Origin of the sequence: Comamonas sp. 17RB (assembly GCF_030056555.1) — a bacterium.
Taxonomy (GTDB): domain Bacteria; phylum Pseudomonadota; class Gammaproteobacteria; order Burkholderiales; family Burkholderiaceae_C; genus Comamonas; species Comamonas terrigena.
This window is the reverse complement of the sequence record NZ_JASHHY010000003.1, coordinates 359,504-376,338: the sequence shown is the minus strand read 5'-3', so window position 1 is coordinate 376,338 and position 16,835 is coordinate 359,504. Positions and strand designations below refer to the sequence as shown.

The 16,835-nt window shown below is 67.1% G+C and carries 18 protein-coding genes; 11 read left to right on the top strand and 7 right to left on the bottom strand.

The window, feature by feature from the left end; translation table 11 throughout:
• Window positions 1-14 precede the first annotated feature (14 nt).
• From dnaX to recR, 3 genes are all read left to right on the top strand, one after another.
• Window positions 15-2,159 (top strand): DNA polymerase III subunit gamma/tau, encoded by a 2,145-nt coding sequence (gene dnaX, locus QM470_RS08025; RefSeq protein ID WP_283338840.1) that lies wholly within the window; start codon window positions 15-17, stop codon window positions 2,157-2,159.
• Between the two features lie 82 nt (window positions 2,160-2,241).
• Window positions 2,242-2,574 (top strand): YbaB/EbfC family nucleoid-associated protein, encoded by a 333-nt coding sequence (locus QM470_RS08020; RefSeq protein WP_066535790.1) that lies wholly within the window; start codon window positions 2,242-2,244, stop codon window positions 2,572-2,574.
• 286 nt (window positions 2,575-2,860) lie between these two features.
• A complete protein-coding gene (gene recR / locus QM470_RS08015) occupies window positions 2,861-3,454 on the top strand; it encodes a recombination mediator RecR (RefSeq protein ID WP_218333832.1) in 594 nt (197 codons plus the stop codon).
• 165 nt (window positions 3,455-3,619) lie between these two features.
• Here recR and QM470_RS08010 read toward each other — a convergent pair whose 3' ends face one another.
• Window positions 3,620-5,158, bottom strand: a complete 1,539-nt coding sequence (locus QM470_RS08010; protein WP_283338839.1) for a transglycosylase SLT domain-containing protein — start codon at window positions 5,156-5,158, stop codon at window positions 3,620-3,622.
• A complete protein-coding gene (gloB, locus tag QM470_RS08005) occupies window positions 5,155-5,946 on the bottom strand; it encodes a hydroxyacylglutathione hydrolase (RefSeq protein WP_283338838.1) in 792 nt (263 codons plus the stop codon). Before gloB ends, QM470_RS08010 begins: the two co-directional genes overlap by 4 nt.
• On the opposite strand from gloB, the gene QM470_RS08000 reads away from it, so the two are divergent.
• The 6 genes from QM470_RS08000 (at window position 5,945) to QM470_RS07975 (ending at window position 9,467) form a co-directional block, all read left to right on the top strand.
• Window positions 5,945-6,754 (top strand): class I SAM-dependent methyltransferase, encoded by an 810-nt coding sequence (locus tag QM470_RS08000; RefSeq protein ID WP_283338837.1) that lies wholly within the window; start codon window positions 5,945-5,947, stop codon window positions 6,752-6,754. The genes gloB and QM470_RS08000 overlap by 2 nt on opposite strands.
• A complete protein-coding gene (gene rnhA / locus QM470_RS07995; RefSeq protein ID WP_280013549.1) occupies window positions 6,751-7,200 on the top strand; it encodes a ribonuclease HI in 450 nt (149 codons plus the stop codon). Before QM470_RS08000 ends, rnhA begins: the two co-directional genes overlap by 4 nt.
• A gap of 105 nt (window positions 7,201-7,305) precedes the next feature.
• On the top strand, window positions 7,306-7,872 hold the full coding sequence (locus QM470_RS07990; RefSeq protein WP_283338836.1) for a nucleotidyltransferase family protein: 567 nt from the start codon (window positions 7,306-7,308) through the stop codon (window positions 7,870-7,872).
• A 90-nt stretch (window positions 7,873-7,962) separates the two neighbouring features.
• Window positions 7,963-8,613, top strand: a complete 651-nt coding sequence (locus tag QM470_RS07985) for a DUF2625 domain-containing protein (protein ID WP_283338835.1) — start codon at window positions 7,963-7,965, stop codon at window positions 8,611-8,613.
• Between the two features lie 63 nt (window positions 8,614-8,676).
• A complete protein-coding gene (locus QM470_RS07980; RefSeq protein WP_283338834.1) occupies window positions 8,677-8,979 on the top strand; it encodes a DUF2314 domain-containing protein in 303 nt (100 codons plus the stop codon).
• 44 nt (window positions 8,980-9,023) lie between these two features.
• Window positions 9,024-9,467: a hypothetical protein gene (locus tag QM470_RS07975; protein ID WP_283338833.1), complete on the top strand. Its 444-nt coding sequence runs from the start codon at window positions 9,024-9,026 to the stop codon at window positions 9,465-9,467.
• Window positions 9,468-9,500: 33 nt separating this feature from the next.
• On the opposite strand, the gene QM470_RS07970 is transcribed toward QM470_RS07975, so the two are convergent.
• From QM470_RS07970 to QM470_RS07950, 5 genes are all read right to left on the bottom strand, one after another.
• Complete coding sequence (locus QM470_RS07970; RefSeq protein ID WP_283338832.1) at window positions 9,501-9,830, bottom strand: thioredoxin family protein; 330 nt, start codon at window positions 9,828-9,830, stop codon at window positions 9,501-9,503.
• Between the two features lie 31 nt (window positions 9,831-9,861).
• The gene (gene moeA / locus QM470_RS07965) at window positions 9,862-11,172 is read right to left on the bottom strand and encodes a molybdopterin molybdotransferase MoeA (RefSeq protein WP_283338831.1); all 1,311 of its coding nucleotides are present in this window, start codon (window positions 11,170-11,172) and stop codon (window positions 9,862-9,864) included.
• Window positions 11,172-11,864 (bottom strand): molybdenum cofactor guanylyltransferase MobA, encoded by a 693-nt coding sequence (gene mobA / locus QM470_RS07960; RefSeq protein ID WP_283338830.1) that lies wholly within the window; start codon window positions 11,862-11,864, stop codon window positions 11,172-11,174. Before mobA ends, moeA begins: the two co-directional genes overlap by 1 nt.
• 270 nt (window positions 11,865-12,134) lie before the next feature.
• The gene (gene moaA, locus QM470_RS07955) at window positions 12,135-13,274 is read right to left on the bottom strand and encodes a GTP 3',8-cyclase MoaA (protein ID WP_283338829.1); all 1,140 of its coding nucleotides are present in this window, start codon (window positions 13,272-13,274) and stop codon (window positions 12,135-12,137) included.
• Window positions 13,275-13,465: 191 nt separating this feature from the next.
• A complete protein-coding gene (locus QM470_RS07950) occupies window positions 13,466-14,236 on the bottom strand; it encodes an SDR family oxidoreductase (protein ID WP_283338828.1) in 771 nt (256 codons plus the stop codon).
• Between the two features lie 386 nt (window positions 14,237-14,622).
• On the opposite strand from QM470_RS07950, the gene QM470_RS07945 reads away from it, so the two are divergent.
• Together QM470_RS07945 and QM470_RS07940 are read left to right on the top strand one after the other, a co-directional pair.
• Complete coding sequence (locus QM470_RS07945) at window positions 14,623-15,243, top strand: MarR family winged helix-turn-helix transcriptional regulator (RefSeq protein WP_283338827.1); 621 nt, start codon at window positions 14,623-14,625, stop codon at window positions 15,241-15,243.
• A 52-nt stretch (window positions 15,244-15,295) separates the two neighbouring features.
• On the top strand, window positions 15,296-16,774 hold the full coding sequence (locus QM470_RS07940) for an efflux transporter outer membrane subunit (RefSeq protein WP_283338826.1): 1,479 nt from the start codon (window positions 15,296-15,298) through the stop codon (window positions 16,772-16,774).
• Window positions 16,775-16,835 lie beyond the last annotated feature (61 nt).

Genomic DNA, 16,835 nt, shown 5'->3' with positions numbered 1-16,835 from the left:
GTAGAATCCTGCGCATGTCCTATCTCGTGCTTGCCCGCAAATACCGCCCCCGCAATTTCTCTGAAATGGTGGGGCAAGAGCATGTCGTGCAGGCGCTGACCAATGCGCTGACCCAGCAACGCCTGCACCACGCCTATCTGTTCACGGGCACGCGCGGCGTGGGCAAGACCACGGTGTCGCGTATCCTGGCCAAATCGCTCAACTGCGTGGGGCCGGATGGTCAGGGCGGCATCACGGCCACGCCCTGCGGCGTGTGCCCGGCCTGCAAGGAAATCGACAGCGGACGCTTCCCAGATTACACCGAGTTGGACGCCGCCTCGAACCGCGGTGTGGACGAAGTGCAAAGCCTGCTGGAGCAGGCCGTCTACAAGCCGGTGCAAGGGCGCTTCAAGGTCTTCATGATCGACGAAGTGCACATGCTGACGAATACGGCATTCAATGCCATGCTCAAGACGCTGGAAGAGCCGCCGGAGTATCTGAAGTTCGTGCTGGCCACCACCGATCCGCAGAAGGTGCCGGTCACCGTGCTGTCGCGCTGCCTGCAGTTCAATCTGCGGCCCATGGCACCCGATACGGTGCTGGAGCATCTGACCAGCGTGCTGGGGACCGAAAGCGTGCCGGCCGAGCCTCAGGCGCTCAAGCTCCTGGCGCGCGCTGCCCGCGGCTCCATGCGCGATGCGCTGTCGCTGACCGATCAGGCCATTGCCTTTGGCAGCGGCCAGTTGCAAGAAGCCACCGTGCGCCAGATGCTGGGCAGCGTGGACCGCAGCTACGTGTTCCGTCTGATCGGGGCACTGGCGCAGAGCGATGGCCGTACCGTGGTGGAAACGGTGGACAGCCTGCGCACCAACGGTGTCTCGGCCTCGGCCACGCTGGAAGACATGTGCGCCGTGCTGCAGCGCATGGCCGTGCTGCAGGCTGTGCCGCAGATGGTCGATGCGGCGGACCCTTCCGATCCGGAAGCCGCCGAGATGGCTGCGCTGGCGCAGCAGATGCCTGCCGATGAAACCCAGTTGCTCTACAGCATCAGTCTGCATGGGCGCACCGAACTGGGCCTGGCGCCCGATGAATACGCGGCGCTGACCATGGCGCTGCTGCGCCTGCTGGCCTTCAAGCCCCAGGGCACGGCCGATGCGGCCACGGCGGAAAAAAAAACTCTAGCGAAACCCGTCACACAGGCTGAAGCAGCCCGCATCCAGGCCCCGGCCCCGGCGCAGGGCAGCGTGCAAGCGGTGGTCGCGCCGACAGCGGAGCCGGTTCCTGCTGCCACGGCGGCTCCTGTGGTGCCGCCGGTTTCGCCTGCTGCGACCCCTGTGCAGCCGCCGGCACCCGCGGCGCCAGTGCAGGCCCCAGCCGTGGCGCCTGCCGCTCAGGACGCGGTATCGCCCATCGCGGCGCCCACTCCTGTGGCGGAGCCTGCTGCGCGCGCCACCCCGGCTGCCGATGTGGTGCAGTCGCCCGCGCCCGTGGCACCCCCTGCAGCGCCGCAGGCCGTGCAGCAGCCTGCGGCCGTGCCGTCGGCCAGTGCGCCAGCCGTGAGCAACGAAGTGCCGCCCTGGGAAGATATCCCCGAGGTGGCGGTGGAAGAATCCGACAGCAGCGACGATGCCGACTCCGCACCGCCCGCCTGGGACGGTCCCATGGACGGCGAGCCCATGGACCTGCCGGATGATCCGCTGGACGCCATGGAAGCTGTGGATGCTGCTCCCGCATCGCGCAGCGCACCGGCGGTGCAGGACTACGCTCCGGCACCCGCGCCGCTGGAAGTGCCGACCACGCCACTGGGCGATGTCTGGCATGGTGTGGTGACGCAACTGGTGCAGGCCGAGGCCGTGACTGCCCTGGTGCGCGAGCTGGCGCTGCAGTCCCAGTTGGTGGCCCAGGAGGGCGACAGCTGGACGCTGCGCGTGGAGCGCACCTCGCTGAACCAGGCTACCGCCAAGGAGCGGCTGCGCAAGGCTTTGGCCGACGCCGGGCACTGCCAGACGCTGGTAGTGGAAAATGGCGCTGCGGCCGATACCCCGGCCAAGCGCAATACCGCAGCTGCCCAGCGTCACCAGAAGCTGGCGGAAGCCATTGTGCTGAACGACCCCCAGGTGCAGACATTGATGCGCGCGTACGGTGCCAAAATCGTGCCTGGCAGCATTCGCCCTGCATAAGCAGGGCCGGCAGACGCTGCCTATGGCACGTCTGCTTCTGTGACCGATTCATACTGAGAAAACCAACGCAAAGGATTTAGCCATGTTCAACAAAGGACAACTCGCCGGCCTGATGAAGCAAGCCCAGGCCATGCAGGACAACCTGAAGAAGGCCCAGGAAGAGCTGGGCAACATCGAGGTGGAAGGCGAATCCGGCGCCGGTCTGGTCAAGGTCGTGATGACCTGCAAGCACGACGTCAAGCGCATCACCATCGACCCCAGCCTGCTGGCCGAAGACAAGGACATGCTGGAGGATCTGGTGGCCGCCGCTTTCAACGCTGCCGTGCGCAAGGCCGAAGAGACCAGCAACGAGAAGATGGGCAAGCTGACCGCTGGCATGCCCGGTCTGCCCGGTGGCATGAAGTTCCCGTTCTAAGCACCACGCGCACCCGCCCGGGGGGCGCTGGTGCGCTGCCTTGCCGCCCTGCGGCAGCGGATGGCGCAGGGCGCGGTTCGGGTGGTGTCCATCCAGCAACCTGCTGCTACACAGGCCGCTAGGCCTGGATGGGATGACCACAGCGCAGCTGTGCTGCAGGGCCGGACGGACTGTGGTCCGGGTGGTCTGTGACCGAGGGAAAGCGCTGGCGCTTTCCCTTTTGCTTTGGGCGCTGCCGTTTCGCTGCGCACCGGGCTGGATATTTCTGGATTCTGGAGTGTTGCCGATGTCCGAACTGCTTCAACCGCTGGAGCCCCTGATCCAGGCGCTGCGCCGCCTGCCGGGCGTGGGCGTCAAAACTGCGCAGCGCATGGCGTTCCATATGCTGCAACGCGACCAGGAAGGTGCGCGCCAACTGGCGCGGGCGCTGGTGACGGCCGTGGATTCCGTGCGCCACTGCGAGAAATGCAACACCTTCACGCACGAGGCGGTGTGCAGCATCTGCCGGGATGAAGGGCGCGACGCCGCACGCCTGTGCGTGGTGGAAACGCCAGCGGACCTGGCGGCCATGGAGCGCACAGGCGCCTACCGTGGCTACTACTTTGTGCTGATGGGGCGGCTGTCGCCCATGGACGGTGTGGGACCCAAGGACATCGGCCTGCCCGAGCTGCTGGTGCGCACCCAGGAGCCGGCGCTGCAAGAGGTGATTCTGGCCACCAGCTTCACCGCCGAAGGCGAGGCCACGGCCCATGCCATCACGGAGCTGCTGCAAGGCCGTTCCATCGAGGTCACCCGCCTGGCGCGGGGCGTGCCGGTGGGCAGCGAGCTGGAGTATGTGGACCTGGGCACGATTGCCCATGCGCTGGTGGACCGGCGCTGAAGGCAATCCACGCCGCTGCCATTCGCTGGTGGTGTGAACGCATGGAGCAGCGCTGACAGCAAGGCATGGCCGCATGCCTGTCCCCCTGCAGCTGCCTCCAGGTCGTATCGGATGCACAAAAAAAGGACTGCCTGGGCAGTCCTTTTTTGATGGCGCAGGGCCTGGTCAGCGCTTGCGCTTGGAGGGGGTTCCGCCCTTTTGGGCCACCGCAGTCTTGCCTTCGTTGCGCGGCACTGCCTTGACAGCGGTCTTGCTGTTGCGGCTGACCTTGGTCACGGTCTGCTGGCGGCCGTTGCCGCTGCTGGCCACGCTGGCGGCCACACGGGCCGGAAGGTACATGGTCAGTGACTGGCCGCTGCGCAGGCTGGCATTGGGGCGCAGATCGTTCCAGCTCACCACGTCGCTGGAGCTGACGTTGTAGCGCCGTGCAATGCTGATGATGGTGTCACCCTTGCGGGCCTTGACGGTGCTGCGCCGTGCCACGACTTCGGGGGCAAAGGCAATGCTGGCGGTGTCCGCCACCTGGCCGGACACATCGGTAGCTTCCACGGAGCGCGGAATCATCAGCGCCGAGCCGGACTTGATCAGCATGCGTGGCGGGATGTTGTTGGCGGTGCGCAGGTCGTACTCGCTCATGCCGGCGCGCTGGGCGGCATCGGCCACGCTCATGGTGCGTGGCAGCACCCATACGGTCCAGCTGGCATGCTGGCCTTTGTCATAGGCTTCCAGGTTGCTGCGGAAGACCTTGGCGTTGTCCCAGGGCAGCAGGATCTGCGGCGTGCCGGCTGCCAGGATGACGGGTTTGTGGAATGATGGGTTGAGGGCGCGGAAGTCTTCTTCGCGCACATCGGCCAGCTTGGCGACCAGGGCCACGTCGATGTCGCGGGTGATTTCCACGGCCTGGAAGTAAGGGTGGTTCTCGATCAGCGGCAGCTGGGCGCTGAAGCGTCCGGGCTGGGCAATGATGTTTTTGACCGCCTGCAGCTTGGGCACGTAGTTGCGCGTCTCGGCGGGCATGTTCAGCTCGGTGTAGCCCGTGCCCAGGCCCAGCGTCTGGTTGCGCTTGATGGCGCGACCCACGCTGCCTTCGCCCCAGTTGTAGGCGGCCAGGGCCAGGTGCCAGTCGCCGAACATGTTGTAGAGCTTTTGCAGATAGTCCAGCGCTGCGCGCGTGGAGGCCATCACATCGCGCCGGTCGTCGCGGAAGCTGTTTTGCTTCAGGTCGAAATAGGTGCCTGTGGCGGGCATGAACTGCCACATGCCGGCGGCCTTGGCGCTGGACACGGCCTGCGGGTTGAACGCGCTTTCGATATAGGGCAGCAGTGCCAGCTCGGTGGGCATGTCGCGGCGTTCCAGCTCTTCCACAATGTAGAACAGGTATTTGCTGGAGCGCTCGGTCATGCGCTGGATGTAGTCGGGGCGGCTGCTGTACCACTGCTCCTGGTTCTGGACCAGGTCCTGTTCCAGATCGGGCATGGCAAAGCCGTTGCGGATACGTTCCCACAGGTCGGCTGGCGGCGTCAGGGATGCCACCTTGCCGCCGCGGGCGCTCTTGTTGCTCAATGGGCTGAGCGGACCTTGGGGAACATAGCTGGTGACCGACGCGGTGCTGGCGTCCGGTGCCGTGCCATCGGTGGGCGTGGTGGTGGCGCAACCGGCCAGCCACAACGCACTGCACAGCAAAAGAATATGCCTCAAATTCATTGGAATACGTTTTTCCATTCGCGCAGCGCGGTGAAGACGCTGAGCGGGTGTTGGGTGTCGAGGTGAGGCGCGAATTGTGAAGCCCCTTGGGCTACTTGCACAACGTTACAACGCAAAAAAGGGTTGATTTCGCGCTCCACCGCCAGGGACGATGGCAGTGTGGGCTGTCCCTGTGCACGCAGATTCTGGCAGTGTGCCGCATGATGGAGCAGCTGCACATTGTTTGGTTCCACAGCCAAGGCGAAGCGCAGGTTAGAAAGTGTGTACTCATGTGCGCAGCACACGCGGGTGTCGGCGGGCAGGGACGCCAGTTGCTGCAGCGAATCGAACATCTGTGCCGGCGTGCCTTCGAACAGGCGGCCGCAGCCGGCCGAAAACAGGGTATCGCCGCAGAACAGAATGGGGGCATCCCCGGGGCCGGGACCTCCAGGGCTGGCACAGTAATACGCCACATGGCCGCTGGTGTGGCCGGGAATGGCCAGTACCTGCCAGTCCAGGCCCAGCAGGTGCAAGGTGTCACCGCCGTCCACGCGGGTGGCCGGTTCGGGAATGGTCTCGAAGGCGGGACCGTAGACCGTGGCGCCGGTGGCTTCGCGCAGTGCCGCCACGCCGCCGACATGATCGGCATGGTGGTGGGTCACTAGAATGGTCCGCAGCGCAAGGCCCCGGGCCTGCAACACCTGCATGACAGGCTCGGCCACGCCGGGGTCGACCACCAGGGCCTCGTGGCCATCGTGCAGCAACCAGATGTAATTGTCCGCCAGCGCGGGTATGGGCAACAGGTTCATGAGTGAGACGAATCGGGTAGTACACCCTTGGAATGCGACGGCGTCGGGCCAGTACCTGCTGGACTGGGAGCAGCAACGCTGCGACGAGGCCGTGTCCGATATTTTCGGCTATCACAGCCTCCAGTGGGGTATGCCGATGCTACAAGGGTTACGAACCAACCGCATGCCCCACCGGTGGCTGGCCCTGGAGTCCCCGGAGCAGGCCGCCTGGTGCCCGTCCGCCGCACAGGAAGGGGAGGTGGCGGCGGACAGTCCGCGGTGGGCGCCCGCTTTCTATGCCGATTTCCGCGCGTTGCCGCTGGCCGATGCCTGCATGGACCTGCTGATCCTGCCGCACACCTTGGAGCTCAGCCCCGACCCCCACGCCACGCTGCGCGAGGTGGCGCGGGTGCTGATGCCCGAAGGCAAGGTGCTGATCTTCGGCCTGAACCCCTGGAGCCTGTGGGGTGCCCAGCACGCGCTGGAGCGGCCGGCGGAGGACGCCGCCAATGCCACGCGGGGGATTGCCTATCTGCGGCTGCGCGACTGGCTGCGGCTGATGGAGCTGGAAATCGAGGCGGTGGACTTCGGCGCCTTCACCCCCCATGTGCAGCAGGCGCGCTGGCAGCAGCGCTGGGGCTGGATGAACCGTGTGGGAGCCAAAACCTGGCCCATACTCGGCGCTGTTTATTGCGTGGTGGCCATCAAGCGCGTGCAGGGCATGCGGCTGCTGGAGCCCGGCTGGCGCACGCGCCGTGCCAATGCGCCAGGGGCGGTGCCCGTGGCCCAGCGCAATCCATCGTCGAAATACAAGGATATGAAGTTGTGAACAAGGTTGTGATCTACACGGACGGCGCCTGCAAGGGCAACCCCGGCCCTGGTGGCTGGGGGGTGCTGATGCAGGCGGGAGACGCCAAGAAGGAACTGTTTGGCGGCGAACGTGAAACCACCAACAACCGCATGGAGCTGCAGGCGGTGATCGAGGCGCTCACCGCCCTCAAGCGTCCCTGCGATGTGACGCTGTACCTGGACAGCCAGTACGTGCGCAAAGGCATCACCGAATGGATCCACGGCTGGAAGGCCAAAGGGTGGCGCACGGCCAGCAAGGAGCCCGTCAAGAATGCCGAGCAGTGGCAGCAGCTGGACGCGCTGGTCAGCGGCGCCGGCCACCGCATTGACTGGCGCTGGGTCAAGGGCCACGCCGGAGACCCGGGGAATGAACGCGCCGATGCCCTTGCCAACAAGGGTGTGGACCAGGCACTGGGGCGGCTGTAAGCACCGTGGACGCCACGCGCGCCGTGCGCGCGATACGCCTGTTGCACCCTGCCGTACGGGAGGTACGGCCGGGCTGCAGTGCCCTTCCTCCAACAACGACAAGCAATGCAAGCCCTTAGCAGCGAGACCCTGGTGGTGCTGGTCATGGAAAACCCCGCCAACCGTGCCTTGCTGGCGCTGCTGCCCACGCTGGACCTGCCGCAGTGCATGCTGACTGCGGGTTGTCTGTTCCAGACGGTGTGGAACCTGCAATCCGGCCGGCCGCCCCAGTGGGGCATCAAGGACTATGACGTCATCTACTTTGACGACGATCTGTCCTGGGAGGCCGAAGACCGCATCATTGCGCGCGCGCGCCAGGCATGCCAGCATCTGGGCGTGCATGTGGAGGTGCGCAACCAGGCCCGTGTGCACCTGTGGTATGCCCAGAAGTTCGGTGCCAGCTACGCGCCGCTGCACCAGGCCACCGATGGCATCGACCGCTACCTGATCTGCTCCACCTGCATAGGCGTGGACGTTGCCACCGGCGCGCTGTACAGCACCCACGGACTGGACGATCTGCAGCGCAATGTGCTGCGGATCAATCCCCTGAACCACCAGCCTGCCATGTTTGCCGACAAGGCGCGCAGCTACCAGGAACGCTGGCCATGGCTGACAGTGGAGGCGGCATGCTGAGTGGCTGTGGCGGGCGCCTGGGTTGCGTGACCGGCGATTCCCCCGTGCCAGAATGGCGCGCATGGATGCTGAACCGGTGAAGGAGGGCGCATGCGGGCGCTGCACGAGCTGTTGAACCACGCCGAGTCGGCATTGCCGATGCTCACGGCGTGGGCCCAGGATGCGGAGCTGCCGGTGGAGCTGTTGCCGCCCTCGGCCGCGTGCGATGCGGTGCTGCTGGCGCTGCAGGTGACCACGCGTTCGCCGCTGGGGGCCATGGCACATGGCACCGGCGGCGTGCTGGTCGATGGGGGCTGGCTGCGCCTGCTGGGCTCGGGCCATCCCCGGCTGTCGCGCGATCTGGCGGCATGGAACCAGCAGCGGGGCGATGGCTTTTTGCTGATTGCCGATGACGCCGTGGGCGGATTCTTCGCCATCAACGGCGGTGCGCTGGGCGTGGACCGGGGTGGCGTCTACTATCTGGCACCCGACACCCTGGCCTGGGAGGCACTGGAGATGGGGCACACCGCGTTCATGCAGTGGGCTTTTTCCAGCCGTCTGCGCGACTTCTACCGCGACTTGCGCTGGGAAGGCTGGCAGCCTGTGGTGGCGGCGCTGGATGCGGACAGCTGCCTGAGCTTCTATCCTTTTCTGTTCACGGCCGAAGGCAGCGTGCACACCAGCGCACGCCGGCCCGTCCCCGTGGCGGAGCATTACGCCTTTCTGTGCGAAGGCGGAGCGCAGGCCTGCAGCGGCCCGTGACGCAGGGGGCCCGGCAGGCGCCGACGGCGCCATTCACCGATATGGCACGACACTGAGAGGATGATGGTCAGTTACACACTCGACAACGGCGAAACCTTGCATGCGCAGGCGCCGGACACTTTCTATCTGCCGCCCCGCGAGATGCGGGCCGGGCTGAATGTGGGCGACTTTGCCAAGCTAGTCTTTCGCATCACCCACGAGGCAGGAGAGAACGTGGAGCGCATGTGGGTGATCGTCCAGGCCTGCCAGGGTGCAGGCTATCTGGGCACGCTCGACAACCAGCCGTATTGCACGGAAGCCCTGGCGCCCGGCCTGCAGGTGGCGTTCGGCCCCGAGCATGTGATCCAGATCCTGCGCGGCGATTAGACGCACAGCCCGCGCGCAGCCCGCATTCGCATCCTCCCTCCCCCATGTCCCTGCAGCCCCACACGGCCTTCGGCTTGTTGAGCAAACAGGAGCTGCGCGCGCTGGCGGACAGGCTGCTGGTGCAGGATGCACTGGCGTTGGATGCGTGCATAGCGTTTGTGCTGGCGGACACCCGGGGGCTATGGCATGGCCGGGCCCGGGCGATGATCTGCCGCCGCCTGAAGCACTGCCCGCTGGGGCGCAGCCAGCGCACACAGCTGCTGTCCGGCATTCTTGAGCGGCTGCAGACCGGAGCGTTCTCCGAACAGTTCAAGGACCAGTTGCGCCTGGCACGGCATCTGGATCGGCCACGCACCCTGGCCGCTGGTGAACGGGGGCTGGCCAGCAGCCGCCCCTACGTGCAGCGTTATGCACAGTGGACGGTGGCAGTGTGCCAACCTCCATCGCTACCTCCATCGCTACCTCCATCCCGTACCAGACCCGCCTGACCGGCGCTGCCGCACGGTACGGGGGCCATCGGTTCAGGCTGCCTCCACCACCATCCGCACCGCTGCCTCGCCCTGTGCTCCCTGTGGCCGCACGGTCCTGCGGATTTCCTGGCCGTCTTTCAGCAGCACCAGCGTGGGCCAGAGCTTGACGCGGAACAGGCGCCCCAGGCGGCGGCCGGGGCCGTCTTCCACCTTGATGTGCTGGATGTCGTCTCGCGGCGCCAGCACCTTGCGGATGGCATCCTGCGCGCTAAGGCAGTGGGGACACCAATCGGTGCCGAACTCCAGCAGTACCAGGCCGGGCAGGGCTTGCACAGCCTCGGCGGTGGGCTCTGGCAGGGTGGCGGTGTCGGTGTAGGCCATGGATGCGTTCACTGCAAAAAGAATGCAGCTTTTATAGCAGGCCGTGCAGTGGCAGTGCGTTGACCAGGGTTGCTGCCGCCAGATCGCCCTGGTGGTGGTCCAGCAGCAGCAGGGCATCGGCCTGCACCAGGCTGCTGAGCATGGCCGAGCTCTGGTTGCCGGTGGGGTGGGCCTCGACCTGGCCCTGGGCATTGGTGTGCAGGGTGGCGCGGACGAACTCGGTGCGGCCGGCACGCTTGCGCAATGGCACGGCCAGCGGCACCTGCACCAGTGCGGGCGTGGCCCGCTCGGCATCCATGCCCATGGCCTGCAGCAGCGCGGGGCGTGCCAGCAGCGCAAAGCTGAGCAGGGCGGCAACCGGGTTGCCTGGCAAACCCAGCAGCAAGGCGCCGGTGCGGCCGTCTGCCCGGCGCATGCGGCCGACGGCCAGTGGGCGGCCGGGGCGCATGGCAATGCGCAGGAAGGCCACATCGCCCAGCTCGGCCAGCAGGGTCTGCGTGTGGTCGGCGTCGCCGCTGCTGACGCCGCCGCTGGTCAGGATGACATCGGCATCCTCTGCGGCGTGTTGCAGTGCAGCGCGCAGTGCAGCAGGTTCGTCGCGCACGGCGCCCAGGTCGTGCACGGTGCAGCCCAGTTGCTGCAGCGCAGCGGCCAGTGCAAAGCGGTTGCTGTCGTAGATGGCGCCGGTGCGGGCTGCTTCGCCGGGTTGCAGCAGCTCGTCGCCGGTGGAGAACAGGGCCACGCGCAGTCGGCGGCGCACGGTCAGCTGGGCCAGGCCCAGGCCGGCAGCCAGGCCCAGCTCGGCAGGCCCCATGCGGGTGCCGGCCGGCAGGGCGGTGGCGCCTGTGGCCAGTTCCTCACCGCGCTGGCGGCGGTTGGCGCCGGGGCGCAGGCCGGTGCTGGCAAAGCGCACGGTGGGCGCTGCCGCATCCGCAGTGCCTTCCAATTGGCACAGCTCAAACGGCACGACGGTGTCCAGCCCCGGCGGCAGCATGGCACCCGTCATGATGCGCAGCGCATGGCCAGCCGGAATATCCCCCGCCCAGGGCTGGCCGGCCAGCACGGTACCCGCAACGGGCAGGGCCAGCTGTTCGGCCGTGGCCAGCCACTGGCCGGCAAAGGCATAGCCGTCCATGGCGGCGTTGTCGTGCGGCGGTACATCGACGGGCGATTGCACATCGGCCGCCAGCACGCGGCCCAGCGCCTGGTGCAGGGGCTGGGACTCGGTCTCTGCCACGGGCTGGGTCAGGGCGCGCAGCAGGGTGTGGACCTGGGCCACCTGCATGGCGCCAGCATCCGCGCCGATGCGGGCCAATAGTTGGGTCATCCATGAGAGGGACATCAGCGGTTCTCCGTATCCGGTGGGATGGCGAGCAGCCCTTCCAGGGCATGCAGCTCCTGCAGCGAGTTGGCGTTGGCAAAGGCCAGCGGGTCGTCGCCCGGCTGGTCGAAGCAGGCCACGGCCAGCGGGTGCAGCGCGGTCCAGCGGTCGATCTTGCGACCGCCTGCGCAGACGAACTGCTGCAGGCTGGCGAGCAGGCTGGTATGTATCAGACAGAAAGCGGGCTGGGCACGCAGCGGGGGGGCGTGGACAGCGGCTGCGTCGATGGCGGCGCCAGCGTGGGGCGCTGGCGGCTCGGTGTCTGGCGCATGCACCACGGCCAGCGGCGCCTGGGCGGCTTCGGCCGCTGCCACCAGACGCGTGGCCAGGTCGGCGGGAAAGCGTGGCGTATCGCAAGGCACGGCCAGCAGCCAGGGGGTGCGGCAATGCAGCAGGCCGGCCAGAAAGCCTGCCAGGGGGCCGGGGTAGTCGGCCTCGGTGTCGATCACCACCTCCACGCCCCAGGCACGGTAGGTCTCGAGATGGCGGTTGGCGTTGACCAGCAGCGGCCCGACCTGGGGCGCTAGGCGCTGCAGCGCGTGCCGGGCCAGCGGCTGGCCGGCAAACGGCTGCAAGCCCTTGTCCACGCCGCCCATGCGGCTGCCACGGCCGCCGGCCAGCACCATGCCGGTGATGTCGGAAGTAGCGATCATGTTCTTCAAAAAATATAGCTGCCTGCTCCCCTGCAGCAGGCAGGTGAGGCTGATTTGGCGCCAAGTGTAGCGGCAGGGCCGCAGCGCTTCGGGCGGTCAGGCCCCAGGGGTGTGGTGTCCATGGCGGGGATTGCACTGCGGCGTTCGGCCCTGCCCCAATCTGCCCACGTCTCCAGCAACCGATGTGCTGTCTGCCGGAGACCCTAGCTAAACGCCGCTGACTGGCGCTGCGGCCGTCCGCTGTTCAGGGGCCACCCGGTGCTTCAGGGCTCAACCCCCGATGTAGCTCATTTCAATCCGCCGGCGGGGCGCCGCTTCCGAAGGCGGCAGCTGGCTGCGCAGCTCGGAATAGCGGTCCGTGCGGCCTTGCCAGATGTCGGCTACAGCCGCAGACAGCTGCGCGTCGCTGCTGCCGTTGCGCAGCAGGGTGCGCAAATCCCAGCCCTGGTCGGCAAACAGGCAGGTGTAGAGCTGGCCTTCGGTGGACAGGCGGGCGCGGCTGCATTCGTGGCAGAAGGCCTGGGTCACGCTGCTGATCACGCCCACTTCGCCCAAGGCTGGGTCGTGGCGGCCGTCGGCGCCGACATAGCCCCAGCGCTGGGCGGTTTCGCCGGGGGCAGTCGCTTCCAGCGGCACCAGGGGCAGCTCGCGCTGCAGCAGGGCGATGACCTCGGCCGAGGGCAGGACTTCATCCATGCACCAGCCGTTGGTGGCGCCCACATCCATGTATTCGATAAAGCGCAGCGTCACGCCCGTGCCGCGAAAATGCCGCGCCATGGGCAGGATCTGGTCTTCATTGGTGCCGCGCTTGACCACCATGTTCACCTTGATGTGCTGCAGCCCGGCCTGCTGCGCGGCAGCGATGCCGTCCAGCACTTCGGCCACGGGGAAGTCCACATCGTTCATGCGGCGAAAGACCGCGTCGTCCAGCCCGTCCAGGCTCACGGTCACACGCTGCAGGCCGGCGTCTTTCAGCACCTGGGCCTTGCGGCGCAGCAAGGAGCCGTTGGTGGTCAGCGTCAGATCCAGTGGCTGGCCGTCGGGCGTGCGCAGCCCGGCCAGCTGGGCGATCAGGTTTTCCACATGCTTGCGCAGCAGCGGCTCGCCCCCGGTCAGGCGCAGCTTGCGCACCCCGTGCTGCACAAACACCTGGGACAGGCGGGTGATTTCCTCGAAGGACAGCAGGGCCGAATGCGGCAGGTAGTACTGGTAGTCCTTGTCGAAAATCTCCTTGGGCATGCAGTAGGCGCAGCGGAAATTGCAGCGGTCCGTCACGCTGATACGCAGGTCATGCAAGGGGCGGCCGAGTCCATCCTGCAGCACACCGGTAGCGGTGGGCAGGGCGGTGGAGATGCGGGGCTGCAGCGGCGCGGCGCGCTGGTCCAGCACAGGAATCACTCGGTCGGACATAGGGTGGCGATTGTGCCTCTAAGGGGGTATGCCTTGTGGGTGTTGGGGCATGGAGCGCGGGGCGCGCCGTGCGTGCTTGATGTGCATCAAGATGGCGCCTTGTCGGGCGCCCCCTGGACCGCCTCGCCGCCACAGTGGAAAAACCACCTGCCTCCGCGCATCCAGGACGCGGGCTGTTTCACCGCCGGGCGTCAGACACACCGGGCACCATCCACCTCGATGCAGACGCCGCTGATGAAGGCCGCCTCGTCGCTGGCCAGGTACAGCGCGGCATTGGCCACATCCAGTGCGGTGGAAAAGCGGCCCAGCGGAATGGTGGCCAGAAACCTGGCGCGTCGGGCCTCGTCCACCGGCCCCCCGGCAAACTCGGCGGCCAGGCCGGTGTCGGGGTTGAAGACCGGGTTGATGCAGTTCACACGGATGCCATCCGGTCCCAGTTCGGCCGCCATCGACTTGCTGGTGGTGATGACCGCGCCCTTGGAGCCGTTGTACCAGGTCAGTCCCGGGCGCGGGCGGATCCCGGCGGTGGACGCAATGTTGATGAAGCAGCCGCTGCTGCCCTGGGGGTTGGCACGCATGGCGGGCACGCCGTGGATGGCAGAGAGGTAGATGCTTTTCATGTTGACGGCATACACCCGGTCAAATTCTTCCTCGCTGACTTCCAGCATCGGGCGGTTGCGGTGGGTCCAGCCGGCGTTGTTGATCCACACATCCAGCCGGCCGAACAGCTCCAGCGTGCGTGCGGTCAGGGCCTGCACATCGGCATAGCGTGTCATGTCGGCCTGTACGAACTGCGCCTGTCCTCCGCTGGCACGGATGCTGGCGGCCACGGCTTCGCCCTTGGCGGCATCGATGTCGTTGACGACCACGCATGCGCCTTCGGCGGCCAGGCGCCGGGCAATGCCTTCCCCAATGCCATTGCCGGCGCCGGTGACGATGGTGGATTTGCCTGCTGCGCGCATACGGGGTCTCTCCTGAAACTGGGGTGGAAGGGTGTGCGGCCCATTATGGAAAGCGCGGTGCGTGTCCGGTGGCAGCACGCGCGACAGTCCAGGGAAAACACGGGCAAGGCTGTTGCACCTGGTGCGCCGCAGCTGCGAACGGCCCGGTGCTGTCGCGGCATGGCGACAGCAGGGTCTGTGCCGTGCGGCCCTGGAGGGCTGCTTATGGGATGGCTGATATCGCAGTGAAGTCCTCGCAAGCTAGATTCATAGCTCTGATTTCGGGAGCGTTTCAGGCTTTAGCCAGGTGGCCATGCCCCCTGCGGCTGCATGGGTGACAGGCGGTGTTCTGCAATTTGGAATACATTGCACAGCCAATTATTGCTTAGTCAATTAATTTTTTGACCATGTCACTTTCTCCTGACGACCCCCAGGCGAACGGCCCGGAACCCGGTGCCGTGCAGCCCCCGGCTGCCTTCTACCGGCCCGGCAGCTACCAGCCTTGGGAGAGCGCCGGTTTTCTGATGCGGCGTGTGCTCAGCTCCGTCTTGCAGCAGGCCGATGCGCAACTGGCCGAGCACGACCTGACCTATGTGCAGTGGCTGCCGCTGTACAAGCTGCTGCTCAACAGCGACACCCGCAGCACCTGCCTGGCGCGGGATCTGGGCATGGACCCGGCCTCCGTCACCCGTGCGCTGGACCGCATCGAGGCCAAAGGCCTGCTGCGCCGCGAGCGTTCCACCACCGACCGCCGCCGTGTGGAACTGGTGCTGACCGAACAGGGCCGCGCCGTGGCCACCCAGGTGCCCGAGGTGCTGTGCGACGTGCTCAACGCCCATCTGGCGGGTTTCAGCGATGCGGAATGCCGCCAGCTGGTGTCCATGCTGCAGCGCATGCTGCTCAACGGTGATGCCCTGCGGGGAGGGGCCGCCGCTCCCGCCGCGCCTTCTGCGTCGCCCTCGCCATCCCCGGCGGCACGCCCTTCGTCCCCACCGCCTGAGGGCGCAGAGGCGACGCCCCAGTCCTGATGCTTTTCGGCTGCAGCCCTTGCAGCCTTGTTTGACCTTGGATCCATCCACCATGTCTTCACACCGTTTTGCAGCACCACCGCTGCACCGCCTGGCTGCCGGGCTGTCGCTGGGCGCCGCCGCCCTGGTCCTGGCGGGCTGCGCTTCCCAGGGGCCGGCCCATACCCCACTGACCACGCTGGCTCCCGACGCGCTGGGGCTGCAGGCCCGCTCCGCTGCGGACGCCACCACCGATGCCGCCTTGCCCGCTGCCCAGTGGTGGGGTGCGCTGGGCGATGCCCAGCTCAACCAGCTGGTGGCCTTGGCCCTGCAGGACAACCCCAGCCTGGCCGCCAGCCAGACCCGCCTGGACAAGGCCCTGGCGCTGGCCACGGCCACCAGCAGCGCCACCGATGTGCGCGGCAGCTTCACCACCGACGCCACGCGCCAGCACTACAGCGCCAACGGCATGATCCCGGCGCCCATTGCCGGCCACACCTACAACAGCGGCAACGTGCAGCTGGGCCTGGGCTGGAATCCGGATTTCTTTGGCAAGCACCGCGCCGAGCTGGATGCCGCCCTGGGCCAGGCCCGTGCGGCCCAGGCCGACCGCGCGGCCGCCGCCACCCAGCTGGCAGGCCAGGTCGCACGCAGCTATGTCGGACTGGCCCGCTTGCTGGCCCAGCGCGAGGTGGCCCAGCGGACGCTGGTGCAACGCCAGGCCTTGCTGGACCTGAGCCAGCAGCGCACCCGCGCCGGTCTGGACAGCCAGGTGGAACTGACCCAGGCCCAGGCAGGCCTGCCCGATGCCCGCACCCAGGTGGAAATGCTGGACGAGCAGATCACGCTGGCACGCCGCACCATTGCCGTGCTGTGCGGCCAGGCGCCCGATGCCCAGCAGGCCCTGGCGCCACAGCTGGCGGCCCTGCAATTGCAGGCGGTACCCACGGTGCTGGGAGCCGATCTGCTGGGTCGCCGCCCGGATGTGGTGGCGGCCCGCTGGCGCGTGGAGGCCGCCACGCGCGGCATCGACAGCGCCAAGGCCGAGTTCTATCCGGATGTGAACCTGACGGCATTTGTGGGCCTGTCGGCCGTCGGGCTGGACCAGGTGTTCCAGGGCAGTTCGCGCCAGCTGGGCGTGACGCCCGCGCTGCGGTTGCCGATTTTCGATGGCAAGCGCCTGCGCGCCCAGCTGCGCGGCAAGCAGGCCGATCTGGACGGCGCCATCGCCCAGTACAACGGTGTGGTGCTGGATGCCGTCAAGGGCGCAGGCGATGCCGTGGCGTCCATGCAATCGCTGGAGCGCCAGCAGCAGTTGCAGGCCGAATCACTGGCCAAGGCCGAACGCGCCTACGACTTTGCCGTGCAGCGCTACCAGGCCGGTCTGACCGGTCAGGTGGTGGTGCTGAACACCGAAAGCCAGGTGATTGCCCAGCGCCGCCTGGCCGTGGACCTGCGTGCCCGTGAACTGGACACCCGCATTGCGCTGATGCAGGCGCTGGGCGGTGGCTGGCAGGACGACACCGCCCGCGTGCAACTGAGCCAGAAATGATCACTGGATGAACCGGCGCGCCACGCGCGCCATCCACTTTCACCGATTTTTCCTGGGCAGC

Coding starts and splice junctions, on each gene's coding strand:
- dnaX (WP_283338840.1), top strand. CDS start 15: ATGTCCTATCTCGTGCTTGCCCGCAAATACCGCCCCCGCAATTTCTCT.
- QM470_RS08020 (WP_066535790.1), top strand. CDS start 2,242: ATGTTCAACAAAGGACAACTCGCCGGCCTGATGAAGCAAGCCCAGGCC.
- recR (WP_218333832.1), top strand. CDS start 2,861: ATGTCCGAACTGCTTCAACCGCTGGAGCCCCTGATCCAGGCGCTGCGC.
- QM470_RS08010 (WP_283338839.1), bottom strand. CDS start 5,158: ATGAATTTGAGGCATATTCTTTTGCTGTGCAGTGCGTTGTGGCTGGCC.
- QM470_RS08000 (WP_283338837.1), top strand. CDS start 5,945: ATGAGTGAGACGAATCGGGTAGTACACCCTTGGAATGCGACGGCGTCG.
- gloB (WP_283338838.1), bottom strand. CDS start 5,946: ATGAACCTGTTGCCCATACCCGCGCTGGCGGACAATTACATCTGGTTG.
- QM470_RS07990 (WP_283338836.1), top strand. CDS start 7,306: ATGCAAGCCCTTAGCAGCGAGACCCTGGTGGTGCTGGTCATGGAAAAC.
- QM470_RS07985 (WP_283338835.1), top strand. CDS start 7,963: ATGCGGGCGCTGCACGAGCTGTTGAACCACGCCGAGTCGGCATTGCCG.
- QM470_RS07980 (WP_283338834.1), top strand. CDS start 8,677: ATGGTCAGTTACACACTCGACAACGGCGAAACCTTGCATGCGCAGGCG.
- QM470_RS07975 (WP_283338833.1), top strand. CDS start 9,024: ATGTCCCTGCAGCCCCACACGGCCTTCGGCTTGTTGAGCAAACAGGAG.
- QM470_RS07970 (WP_283338832.1), bottom strand. CDS start 9,830: ATGGCCTACACCGACACCGCCACCCTGCCAGAGCCCACCGCCGAGGCT.
- moeA (WP_283338831.1), bottom strand. CDS start 11,172: ATGTCCCTCTCATGGATGACCCAACTATTGGCCCGCATCGGCGCGGAT.
- mobA (WP_283338830.1), bottom strand. CDS start 11,864: ATGATCGCTACTTCCGACATCACCGGCATGGTGCTGGCCGGCGGCCGT.
- moaA (WP_283338829.1), bottom strand. CDS start 13,274: ATGTCCGACCGAGTGATTCCTGTGCTGGACCAGCGCGCCGCGCCGCTG.
- QM470_RS07950 (WP_283338828.1), bottom strand. CDS start 14,236: ATGCGCGCAGCAGGCAAATCCACCATCGTCACCGGCGCCGGCAATGGC.
- QM470_RS07945 (WP_283338827.1), top strand. CDS start 14,623: ATGTCACTTTCTCCTGACGACCCCCAGGCGAACGGCCCGGAACCCGGT.
- QM470_RS07940 (WP_283338826.1), top strand. CDS start 15,296: ATGTCTTCACACCGTTTTGCAGCACCACCGCTGCACCGCCTGGCTGCC.